This window comes from Flaviflexus salsibiostraticola, from assembly GCF_003952265.1.
Classification (GTDB): Bacteria; Actinomycetota; Actinomycetes; order Actinomycetales; family Actinomycetaceae; genus Flaviflexus; species Flaviflexus salsibiostraticola.
In genome coordinates this window covers 401754-412992 of record NZ_CP034438.1, presented here as the reverse complement: position 1 = coordinate 412992, position 11239 = coordinate 401754, and the positions used below count along the sequence as shown (strand labels likewise).

Annotated in this window: 12 protein-coding genes; all 12 read right to left on the bottom strand. The window is 68.4% G+C overall.

The window, feature by feature from the left end; all coding sequences use genetic code 11:
* Positions 1 to 29: 29 nt before the first annotated feature.
* On the bottom strand, positions 30 to 1052 hold the full coding sequence (ruvB, locus tag EJO69_RS01965; RefSeq protein WP_126038518.1) for a Holliday junction branch migration DNA helicase RuvB: 1023 nt from the start codon (positions 1050 to 1052) through the stop codon (positions 30 to 32).
* A complete protein-coding gene (gene ruvA, locus EJO69_RS01960) occupies positions 1049 to 1636 on the bottom strand; it encodes a Holliday junction branch migration protein RuvA (RefSeq protein ID WP_126038515.1) in 588 nt (195 codons plus the stop codon). Before ruvA ends, ruvB begins: the two co-directional genes overlap by 4 nt.
* Positions 1637 to 1672: 36 nt before the next feature.
* Positions 1673 to 2305 carry a crossover junction endodeoxyribonuclease RuvC gene (gene ruvC / locus EJO69_RS01955; protein ID WP_126038512.1) on the bottom strand — a complete coding sequence of 211 codons (633 nt, stop codon included), beginning with the start codon at positions 2303 to 2305 and terminating at the stop codon, positions 1673 to 1675.
* Positions 2306 to 2319: 14 nt separating this feature from the next.
* A complete protein-coding gene (locus EJO69_RS01950) occupies positions 2320 to 3081 on the bottom strand; it encodes a sulfite exporter TauE/SafE family protein (protein WP_245993806.1) in 762 nt (253 codons plus the stop codon).
* Positions 3081 to 3833: a YebC/PmpR family DNA-binding transcriptional regulator gene (locus EJO69_RS01945; protein ID WP_126038506.1), complete on the bottom strand. Its 753-nt coding sequence runs from the start codon at positions 3831 to 3833 to the stop codon at positions 3081 to 3083. Before EJO69_RS01945 ends, EJO69_RS01950 begins: the two co-directional genes overlap by 1 nt.
* A gap of 106 nt (positions 3834 to 3939) precedes the next feature.
* The gene (locus EJO69_RS01940; protein ID WP_126038503.1) at positions 3940 to 4485 is read right to left on the bottom strand and encodes an NUDIX hydrolase; all 546 of its coding nucleotides are present in this window, start codon (positions 4483 to 4485) and stop codon (positions 3940 to 3942) included.
* Positions 4482 to 5678 carry a PrsW family intramembrane metalloprotease gene (locus EJO69_RS01935; RefSeq protein ID WP_126038500.1) on the bottom strand — a complete coding sequence of 399 codons (1197 nt, stop codon included), beginning with the start codon at positions 5676 to 5678 and terminating at the stop codon, positions 4482 to 4484. The genes EJO69_RS01940 and EJO69_RS01935 overlap by 4 nt, the downstream gene beginning before the upstream one ends.
* Positions 5679 to 5680: 2 nt before the next feature.
* On the bottom strand, positions 5681 to 6247 hold the full coding sequence (locus EJO69_RS01930; RefSeq protein ID WP_126038497.1) for a hypothetical protein: 567 nt from the start codon (positions 6245 to 6247) through the stop codon (positions 5681 to 5683).
* On the bottom strand, positions 6244 to 7380 hold the full coding sequence (locus EJO69_RS01925; RefSeq protein ID WP_126038494.1) for a glycosyltransferase family 4 protein: 1137 nt from the start codon (positions 7378 to 7380) through the stop codon (positions 6244 to 6246). Before EJO69_RS01925 ends, EJO69_RS01930 begins: the two co-directional genes overlap by 4 nt.
* Before the next feature lie 15 nt (positions 7381 to 7395).
* Complete coding sequence (locus EJO69_RS01920) at positions 7396 to 8352, bottom strand: phosphatidylinositol mannoside acyltransferase (RefSeq protein WP_126038491.1); 957 nt, start codon at positions 8350 to 8352, stop codon at positions 7396 to 7398.
* Positions 8352 to 8975: a phosphatidylinositol phosphate synthase gene (pgsA, locus tag EJO69_RS01915; RefSeq protein WP_126038488.1), complete on the bottom strand. Its 624-nt coding sequence runs from the start codon at positions 8973 to 8975 to the stop codon at positions 8352 to 8354. The genes EJO69_RS01920 and pgsA overlap by 1 nt, the downstream gene beginning before the upstream one ends.
* Before the next feature lie 12 nt (positions 8976 to 8987).
* Positions 8988 to 11045, bottom strand: a complete 2058-nt coding sequence (thrS, locus tag EJO69_RS01910) for a threonine--tRNA ligase (RefSeq protein WP_126042271.1) — start codon at positions 11043 to 11045, stop codon at positions 8988 to 8990.
* Positions 11046 to 11239 lie beyond the last annotated feature (194 nt).

Genomic DNA, 11239 nt, shown 5'->3' with positions numbered 1-11239 from the left:
CAATCAGGGCCGAGTATACGGCAGATCGGCTATGTATCGAAGAGGGTATCCTCCGGCGGCAGAAGGCCCAGATGCTCGTACGCGGCGCGAGTTGCGGCCCTCCCCCGAGGGGTGCGGACCAGCAGTCCCTCGCGGACGAGGAAGGGTTCCGCGACCGACTCGACGGTCTCCGGCTCCTCCCCGACAGAGATAGCGAGGGTGGTCAATCCCACAGGGCCTCCACCGAACCTCGTGCATACCAGCTCGAGGACGGATCGGTCGAGTCGGTCGAGGCCGAGCTCATCAACCTCGAACACCTCGAGCGCCGCCCTCGCGGCCGCAAGATCGAGGATGCCCGTGCCGCGGACCTGCGCCCAGTCCTGGACGCGTCGCAGCAGCCGGTTGGCGATGCGGGGCGTGCCGCGGGAGCGGCTCGCAAGCTCTGACGCCGCATCCGCCGTCAGCTCGGCGTCGAGCAGGCGCGCCGAGCGCGTGACCACCTGGGCGAGCTCTGTTGCCGAATAGAACTCGAGATGGCCGGTGAAGCCGAACCGGTCACGCAGCGGCGCGGGCAGCAGGCCGGCCCTCGTCGTCGCACCGACGACGGTGAAGGGCGGAAGCGGGAGGGGGATCGATGTTGCCCCGGGGCCCTTGCCGACCATGACGTCGACGCGGAAGTCCTCCATCGCCAGGTACAGCATCTCCTCGGCAGGGCGGGCGAGCCGGTGGATCTCGTCGATGAAGAGGACATCGCCCTCCTGGAGAGAGGAGAGGACCGCGGCGAGGTCACCCGCGTGCTGGATCGCGGGGCCCGACGTGAGGCGGAGCGCTCCCCCGACCTCAGCGGCGATGATCATCGCGAGCGTTGTCTTGCCCAGACCCGGCGGGCCCGAGAGGAGGACGTGGTCCGGGGTCGCCCCGCGGGCGACTGCGGCCTGGAGAACGAGGGACAGCTGGCTGCGGACGGTCTCCTGGCCGACGAACTCGGCGAGGACCTTCGGCCGCAGGGCGGCCTCCGCAGCCCTTTCGGCGGACGGCGCCGAGGCGTCGACGATCGAATAGTCCTCGTTCATCGCTTACCCCCGAGCTTCTGCAGGGCGAGCTTGAGCATCTGCGACACCGGCAGCGGCCCGGACTCGCCCTCGACGGTCTTCACGGCCTCGGCGGCAACCGGCTCGGACCAGCCGAGGCCGACGAGTGCGGCGACGACGTCGGCCGTGACGGAGGAGGGCGCAGCCGCCTCGACCTGGGAGGTGGCGGGGCCGAGCTTGGTGCCGAGCTCAAGGAGGATCCGCTGAGCACCCTTGCGGCCGATGCCGGGAACCTGGGTGAGGGCGGCGATGTCCTCACGCTCGACGATGCCGCGCAGCGTATCGGGCGTGTGGACCGAGAGGACTGCGAGGCCGATCTTCGGCCCGATGCCGGACAGTCCGATGAGAATGTCGAAGGTGTTCCGCTCATCCTCATCGGCGAAGCCGTAGAGCGTCATCGAGTCATCGCGGACGATGAAGGAGGTCGGGATGGTCGCCTCCTGGCCGACCCGCAGCTGGGACAGGGTCGTCGGAGTCGCCATGACCCGAAAGCCCATGCCGCCGACGTCGACGACAGCCTCGGATGCGGACATCGACAGTACTGCGCCGCGAAGGAGCGTGATCATGAAGCCTCCCACGTATCGAACATGTGTTCCATAGTATCAGCGGAAACGCTTGGCGCCGGACTGGGCGACGACGCCGGAGAGCCGGGTCCCGCGCTCCGCGTCCGCCCATGCCCGCTGGGCGGCCGTCAGGCCCTCTCGGTTCGCGTCCGGCAGGGCCGCTCCGCCGTGCTGAGCGGACTGGGCGGTGGGCGACATGGCACCGCCCCGCCACGCGTGGGTGATGGCGAGCGCGAGGGCGTCGGCCGCATCGGCCGGCTTCGGGGGCGAATTCAGTCGAAGGATGCGTTGGACCATGAGCTGGACCGCCTTCTTCTCCGCCCGCCCATCGCCCGTCACCGCAGCCTTCACCTCGGAGGGCGAATGGAGTGCGAGGAGCAGGCCCGCACGGGATGCTGCGAGCATGGCGACGCCCGCGACCTGGGCGGTCGAGATGATCGAGCGGACGTTGTCCTCGGCGAACATGCGCTCGACGGCAACAACATCGGGCCTGTGAAGGGTGATCATGCGATCGATCTCATCGGCGATGATCTCGAGCCTCTTGTGCGGCGCCATATCCGCCGTCGAACGTGCGACGGTGACGTCGACGAAGTCGACGCGGCGGGCTCCGCCCGCGTCGATGACGCCCATGCCGCACCTGGTCAGGCCCGGGTCGATCCCGATGATTCTCATTGCTTCCTCCGGGACTAACCTAGCGCATCGGCCAGACCCCGGAGGAGGGTCGACACGGCCCCGAGCCCCGCGACGGCAATGGCCAGCCTCCGCGCCGCCTGGGGACTCACGCGGTGGGCGAGCCGGCTGCCGATGGCGACGGCCGCGAGGATCGCGGCGAGGATGAGGGGCAGGACCCACGGGTCGGGGAGCTCGTTCAGCGGAGTCGCTCCGACGGAGATCTTCACCGTGACGGAGAGGAGGCTGATCCACACGAAGAACGGCTGGAGGGTCGCCGCGAAGGAGCGCTGATCCCACCGCGCCGCGATCGCGTAGATCATGAGGACGGGGGCGCTGATCCCCGACACGGTGTTGAGGAAGGCCCCGCCCGCCGCGAAGGGGATGATCCAGGCGCGGTGGCGCAGCTCGGGCAGCACCGTCAGTCGATCGGCCCACAGCGTGAGGGCGAGGGCGGCGAGGATGGTCGCGCCGACGAGGACACCGAGCCATCCTCCGTCCATCTCCCGCACGAGAAGCCCTCCCGGGATGGTTCCCAGGAGGGCGGAGGGTGCGATGATCGCGAAGCGGCGCCAGTCGATCCCGGCGCGCATGACAAACCCGATGATGAGGGCCGAGAGGATCGTCGTCGCATTCGCGACGGTGACCCCGACGGCGGCGCCGAAGATGAGGGCGAAGACAGGGGAGATCATGAGACCCATCCCCATCCCCGACAGACGCTGGATGGTGCCGCCCGTCAGCACCGCTGCCACCAGCAGTGCGAGGGCGGCCGCTGGCATCACTCGAGCTCGGCGGCGACGTGATCCGGGATGTCGAGGTTCGAGTAGACGTTCTGGATGTCGTCGACGTCTTCAAGCGCGTCGATGAGTCGGAGAACCTTTTCGGCACCCTCCTTGTCGACCTCGACCTTCATCGTCGGCACGAACTGGACCTCGGCCGAGTTGTAGTCGAACCCGGCCTCCTGGAGGGCCGTGCGGACCGAGACGACGTCGTTCGGGTCGGAGAGGATCTCGAAGGACTCGCCCTCGTCATTGACCTCGTCGGCGCCCGCGTCGAGGACTGCCATGAGAATGTCGTCCTCGGTCACGCCCTCGGCCTTCGTCACCTCAACAACGCCCTTGCGGTGGAAGAGGTAGGAGACCGAACCCGGGTCGGCGAGCGAGCCGCCGTTGCGGGACAGCGCGACGCGCACATCGGACGCGGCGCGGTTGCGGTTGTCGGTCAGGCACTCCATGAGGATGGCGACGCCGCCAGCGGCGTAGCCCTCGTACATGATCGACTCGTACTGGACCCCGTCCTCGCCCTCGCCGGCGGCGCGCTTGAGGGCGCGATCGATGTTGTCGGCCGGGACCGAGTTCTTCTTCGCCTTCTGGATCGCGTCGTACAGGGTCGGGTTGCCGGCGGGATCGGGGCCGCCGGTCCTCCCGGCCACCTCGATGTTCTTGATCAGGCGCGCGAACAGCTTGCTGCGCCTGCCATCGAGGACAGCCTTCTTATGCTTGGTGGTTGCCCATTTCGAATGTCCAGACACGGGTGTGTACTCCTGTCAACAGATAGTGCTACCGACCAAGTGTAGCGCGCGGGCCGCCGGGCCTCGCGATCTGCGGCTCTGTTCGTGGATCTCAGCGGCGAGCCGATCACGGCTCGTTGATGCGGCTCAGGGTGCCATCCCAGCCGCCCCACCACGATCGTGCCAGGCGGGCGATCGCGATCGGGTAGATGTGGGTGCCGTTGCCCTGCGCCCGTTCAATCTCGTCGACCGTCCACCAGGCGACCTCGTCGAGGACATCGCGCTCGAGCTCGGTCAGGTTGTCCTGGTTCCAGGAGCCGACCGCGTGCGCCTCATGCTCGTCGACATGGAGGAGGAAGAACTCCTCGAACTGGCGCCGGTTCTGGTAGGTGAAGCGGAAGACCGCGGTTCGCTCGAGGACCGGGCCGACGAGGCGGCCGGGGTCGACGACGAGACCCGTCTCCTCGAACAGCTCTCGGGCCGCGCCCACGTGCGGGTCCTCCCCGACGTCGAGGCCCCCGCCCGGCGTGAACCACCACGTATGGTCGGGATCCTCGGAGTCGTGGCCCCGCAGAAGGAAGAGCCGGCCCGACGGATCGAACATGACAATGCGGGCCGCAGTCCTCTCAAGGAGACCGTCGGGGCCCAGGGTCCACTCGTCGTCGCCGCTCACCGGACTCCTGTCATGAAAATGGCCCGCGCCTGGCCGATGGTCGCCAAGGTCTTCGCCTCTTCGCGCTGAGCAGCGGCGACAGGGATCGTCTGCAGGGCGGCGCGCTGGCGGTTGAGCGCCAGGTGCGTGGCCTCCTGCTGGAAGCGCTTCATCGCCTCCTTCGCGTGCGGGCCGCGGCTCGCCGCCCAATCACGAGCGCGTTTCCGGCCCTCGAGGCTGCCGAGCATCTCCACCTCGTAGGGGGCGAGCCACCCGGCACGCTGATACTCACCGAGACGCTCGGCGATGATGAGGGACTCCTCGCGGCGGAACCAGACGACGAGGATGACGGCCGCGAGGTAGGAGGGGATCTGGACGGCGAGGTAGTTGAAGCTCATCGACCCGTCCGTCTGTGAGCCCGCGATCGTCGCCCACCCGTTGTGCATGAAGTGGATGGCGGCGGCGATGAGGTAGCCCGGCACGAGGAGCGGCAGCGCCGCCCACCGCGAGCGGGCATACACCGCGAAGCCGAGGAACATCCCGATGACGGCCGTGCACAGCGGGTGGAGGAGCGGCGAGGAGAACCGCAGGATCGCGATCTCTTGGAGGTAGTCGAAGTACCGGGTGAAGTAGAGGATGTTCTCGGTGAAGGCGAAGCCGAGGCCGGACATCGCGCCGTAGGCGATACCGTCAAGGGGGCCGTTGAGGTGCTTCTTGAAGAACACAAAGACAAGGATGACGCCGAGGCCCTTGGCCGCCTCCTCGACGAGGGGTGCCGACACGACCGCGCCCCAGATGCTGGCCTTCGCCGCATTGCCCGTCGCGAGATAGAAGGACTCGGCCCAGGCCGAGTTGAGCCAGGCCGCGATCGCGACGGCCACTCCCCCGCCCCAGAGGAACATGGCGATCATGATCCAGTGCGGCTCGGGCTCCCACGAGTCGATCCACCAGATGATGGCGGTGACGACGACGACGGGGATGAGGGCGATGATCCCGGACCGTGCGGCCGCACCCGTGCCCGCCGATTCGGTCAGCAGCGGCAGGACGACGATGAAGCCGGCGACGCCGAGGAGGACGAGGCCGGCGACCATGACGTAGAAGCCGATCGAGTGGCGCCGGGGAAGCCGATAGGGCACGGTCGACGGCACGCCCCGCGGGTTCGGTGCGGGTACCCACGGCCTGTCGATGGCCGGACGGTGGAGGTCCCCCGCCATGGCTACTCGTCGTCCATGTCGACCGGGAGCGGCATGGGGGCCCCTCCCGCCATGCGGGCGGCGCGGACAAACGGATTGCCGCGCAGGCGCCGTGCCTGATCGACGAACGCGTTGTGGAACCGGCGCGCGAGGCGGACGTTCTCCCGCGTGTCCTCGAGGACGGCGTGCGCCGTTTTCTGCTCCTCGGTCAGCTCATCATCCTCGAGTCCATCGTGGACGAGCCGGAGTGTGCGGGACAGGTTCGACTCGAGCGTGAGGCGGTCGGAGGACCGTGCCGGCCGGCGATAGCCGGGACCCGCTTCGAGCCCATCGGTCGCGATCGGCTGATGGGACTCCGCCAGCGCGAGCTGCGCCGCATCCGCCAGGAGAATGGCGCCGGCGACATCGAGGGCGCCGCTGGCAGCGAACTCGGCAGAGGCGCGGGCGCGCTGGGTGAGCGCCTCGTTGAGGGTGAGGCGGGATTGGATGACGGTGCGGTGGAGCCGGTCGAGGCGCCGCGCGTTGAGGATCCAGATGACGGCGAGGATGACGATGACCGCGGCGGCGAGGGCGACTGCTCCCCAGTTCATCGGACCCACCCCGCGACCCGGTGGCCCGCGGTCTTCACCGCGATCGAATAGACAGACAGGATCTGGGAGGCGACCGTCGACCAGTCGTACCGCCACGCCGCACGCTCCGCATCGGTGATCGTCTGGGCCCGGCGCTCGGGCTCGGCGATCGCGGTGAGGATGACGCGGGCGAGATCATCGGAGTCCTCGCTGCGGAAGTGATCGCCGTACGTCCCGTGCTCGAGCACAGCCTGGAAGGCGGGAATGTCGGAGGCGACGACGAAGGAGCCGGAGCTCATCGCCTCGACGAGGACGATGCCGAAGGACTCCCCACCCGTCTGGGGAGCGACGTAGATGTCGACGGAGGACAGCATCGCGGCCTTCTCCTCCTCGGTGACAGAACCGAGGAACGTGACCGCACTCGCGGCGTCCCCGAGGATCTCGAGGGCCTTTGAGCTGTCGCCCCGGCCGGCCACGAAGAACCGCGCGTTCGGGTACTGCGTGAGGACGGGGGCGACGGCGGCCGCGAGGATCGGCAGGCCCTTCCGGGGCTCGTCGATCCGGCCGAGGAAGCCGATCGTCGGGCTATCGGGTGTTCCCGTGAAGCGGGGATCCTTGGCCGGGACTTCGAAGGCGCTGACGTCGACGCCGTTGGGGATGACGTAGGCGTCCCCGCCGAGGTGCTCGACCGCGGTGCGGCGGGCCTCCTCGGAGACGGCGATCCGGGCCCGCGTCTTCTCAAGGACGGGCACGAGCAGGGGTGAGGCGATTGAGAGGAACTTCGAGCGGTCCATGGCCGTGTGGAAGGTGGCGACGACCGGGCACTCGGCGTTCATGAGCGCGAGCATCGCCAGCGAGGGCACGAAGGGCTCGTGGACGTGGAGGACGTCGAAGTTCCCCTTCGCCAGCCACCGGCGCACCTGGTGGTTGACGCGGGGGCCGAAGGCGAGTCGGGCGACCGAGCCGTTGTAGGGGATGGGAACGGCCGCCCCCGTCGGGACGACGAAGTCGGGCAGCTCGGTGCCCTCGACGGCCGGGGCGATGACGGACACCTCGTGGCCGCGCCCGATGAGCTCCTCGGCGAGGTCCCGGATGTGGAACTGCACGCCTCCGGGGACATCCCACGAGTAGGGGCAGGCAATACCGATCTTCACTGGTTCTCCACTCGTCTACACCGTGTCCGCTTGGCGGGCTCTCACTCGGCCCATGTCCAGGTCCTCGACGAAGACCCGCTGGAGCATGTGCCAGTGCACATAATGCTCCCGCATCCACGGCCCCGCCGCATCCATCCACTCCCGGCACATGCGGGCGACATCCGCCTCCTGCTCCGCCCGAGGCGCATCCGGACCCACCGCCGGGGCGATCGGGTCGAGCGCGTCGATGTGGGTGACCCATCGGGTGCCGGCCCTGCGGCGCTCCTCGCCGGAGACCTTGACGTGGCGCATGAGGAGCGGCACGAAGGGGCGGCCGGTGCGGATGGCGAGCAGTGCAGGCCCGGGGGCGAGCATGAGGTCGTGGCCGCACAGCGGCGTCGGCACCCCCGAGGATGTGAGATCCCGATCGGCGAGGAGGGGAAGAAGGACGGGCTCGGCGGCCTCGTCGACGAGGCTGGCGAAGACGTTCGTTCCCCGCTCGGCGAGGTAGATCGACATGCCGAGGCCCGTCCGGTAGTCGATGAACCCCTGCGCCATGCGAGGATCGCCGAGCTTCTCAGCGACGGTGACGACGTGGGCGAGGTACTTCTCGGCCCACGCACCCGCGAGATCCCAGTTGCCGGTGTGCATGAGGGCGGCGGGCACGGAGTCGCGCGCGAGCTCGGCCCGGAGGTACTCGTCGGGGACGATCCGGACGCGGTGCTCAAGCTGCTCATCGGGCATGCTCGGCGCACGGAACATCTCGTAGTAGTAGCGCATGTAGTTCCGCATGCCGGTGATGGCGGCGCCCTGGAGCCTCGCGCCGCTCAGGCTCGGATCGATGCGGGCATAGTTCCGCTTGAGCTGGCGCACGCCCTTGATGTTGGCGAGCGCGGCGGCGACGCCGACGACGTCGAACACGGCCCGACCGACCGGCTCCGGGGCCTTCTCGACGAAAGCGCGGGCGGTCTCGAACAGACGATAGGAATCCACTACAGCGCCTCACCCTTCGCCTGCGCCCGGACGGTCGCCATCCGCTGGATCACCGTGTAGAAGCCCGCCGCGACGAGCAGCCACGTGGCGACGAGCAGCAGCCAGTCGCCCCACTCCATGCCCACGAGGAACACGGCGAGGAGAATGACGAAGAGGCGGTCGGCGCGCTCGGCGAGACCGACGTTCGCCGTGTATCCGAGGGACTCGGCTCGGGCCTTCGCGTACGGCACGACGGCGCCCATGAGGAGGGCCGTCACCGCACCGAGGGCGATCCAGTCACCATAGGCGGGATCGGCGTGGAGGATCGCCCAGACCGCGACGGCGAGGAAGATCGCGCCATCGGCGAACCTGTCCATCGTCGAGTCGAGGAAGGCGCCCCACTTCGATTCCGTCCCGGTCAGGCGTGCGATCTGACCGTCGAGGTTGTCGAAGATGACGACCGCGAAGATCGTCCACGCGGCCGCCGTCAGGTGGTCGGTCGGGATCAGCCACAGCGCGACGCCGCAGGTGAGGACCGTGCCGACGACCGTCACGGTGTCGGCGGAGATGCCGAGCCGGACGAACAGCTTCGCGAGGGGGCCGAACAGCATCTGGGCGAGCGGGCGCCCGCTGCGACTGAGCATGGATCTCCTCCGCTACTGGTTGACCCGCTCGCGGACCTGGCGGACGATCTCCGCCACGGCCTCGTCGATCGGGACGCCGTTGTTCTGCGTGCCATCCCGGAACCGGAAGGACACGGCATCGTTCTCGGCGTCCTCGCCGCCGGCGATGAGGACGAAGGGCACCCGCTCCTTGGCCGCATTGCGGATCTTCTTGCCGAACCGGTCATCGGAGCGATCGATCTCGACTCGGATCCCCTCGGCGCGCAGCTTCGCCGCCACTCCCTCGAGGTACTCCTCGAAGGCCTCGGCGACGGGGATGCAGGTGACCTGGACGGGGGCGAGCCACGCCGGGAAGGCGCCGCCGTAGTGCTCGACGAGGACGCCAAAGAAGCGCTCGATCGAGCCGAAGAGGGCACGGTGGATCATGACGGGGCGCTGGCGGGAACCATCGGGCGCCGTGTACTCGAGCTCAAACAGGTCCGGCTCGAAGAAGTCGAGCTGGATCGTTGACAGCTGCCAGGTGCGGCCGAGGGCGTCCTTCGCCTGGACGGAGATCTTCGGGCCGTAGAAGGCTGCCCCGCCTGGGTCGTCGACGAGTTCGAGGCCGGATTCCTGGGCGACCTCGGCGAGGGTGCGGGTCGCCTCCTCCCACGTCTGCTCATCGCCCACCGACTTCTCGGGGTCCCGGGTGGACAGCTCGAGATAGAAGTCGTCCATCCCGTAGTCGCGCAGGAGGTCGAGGACGAAGCCGAGGAGGCTCGCGAGCTCCTCCTTCATCTGCTCCCGGGTGGTGTAGATGTGGGCATCGTCCTGCGTGAACCCGCGGGAGCGGGTGAGGCCGTGGACCACGCCGGACTTCTCGTAGCGGTAGACGGTGCCGAACTCGAAGAGCCGCAGCGGCAGCTCGCGGTAGGAGCGCCCGCGGGAGCGGTAGATGAGGTTGTGCATCGGGCAGTTCATCGGCTTGAGGTAGTAGTCCTGCCCCTGCTTCGTGATGTTGCCATCGGCGTCCCGCTCCTCGTCCATGTGCATGGGCGGGTACATTCCGTCCGCATACCACTCGAGGTGCTTCGAGGTCTCGAAGAGATTCTTCTTCGTGATGTGGGGGGTGTGGACGAAGGAGTAGTCCGCCTCGAGGTGGCGCTTGCGGGAGTAGTCCTCCATGGTCATCCGCACCATCTCACCCTTGGGGTGGAAGACGGGCAGGCCCGAACCGATCTCCTCGGGGAACGAGAACAGGTCGAGCTCCGTCCCAAGCCGGCGGTGGTCGCGCTTGAGCGCCTCCGCGATCCGGTTCTGGTGCTCGACGAGCTCATCCTTCGACGGCCACGCCGTGCCGTAGATCCGCTGAAGACCGTCATTCTTCTGGTCGCCGCGCCAGTAGGCGGCGGAGGCCCGCGTCAGGGCGAAGCCGTTGCCGAGGTGCTTCGTCGTCGGGACGTGGGGGCCGCGGCAGAGATCCTTCCAGGCGACCTCGCCGTTCCTCCGCACGTTGTCATAGATCGTGAGCTCGGCTCCGCCGACCTCGACCGAGGCGCCCTCGGCCGCCTCCTCGGCGTTGCCTGTAATGCCGAGCAGCTCGAGCTTGTACGGCTGGTCGGCGAGCTCTTCGCGGGCCTCCTCCTCGGTGACGACGCGGCGCCTGAAGGACTGGCCCTCCTTGACGATCTGCTTCATGATCTTCTCGATCGCCTTGAGATCATCGGGCGTGACGGGGTCGATATTGCCGAAGTCGTAGTAGAAGCCGTCGGTGATGAAGGGGCCGATGCCGAGGTTGACGTCCGGGTTGATCTGCTGGACCGCCTGGGCGAGGACATGGGTGGCTGAGTGCCGGAGAATGTTGAGCCCGTCCTGCGAGGCGACGTCGACGCCCTCGACGGTCGTGTCCGGCGCCAGCGTCGACAGGTCGGTGTCGAGGTCCTTGAGCTCTCCGTCGATGCGCAGCGCGACGATGTTCCGCTGCTTCTGGTAGTGGGCGAGACCGGTCAGCGGTCCTTCGATCTCGAGCGGCGATCCGTCGATGACGAGCGTGGGCACAGTGATTCTCCATTCGATTGCGCGCGCACATACGGCGGTGCGCACGGTCAACATCATACCCATGCCCGCCCTGCCCCTCCGCGCCGGGAGAGGACCTCAATCTGTTCTCCGGCGAAGCCCTCACCAGCCCTGTGGCAGAGGGCGCCGCTGCCGCGTGTCCATGCGGATGCTGCAGCTGCGCGGCCGTTCATCTGCACGCTGCGAATCCTGGAGGTTCAGTGACCGCCGACCAAGGACACTGCAGCTCG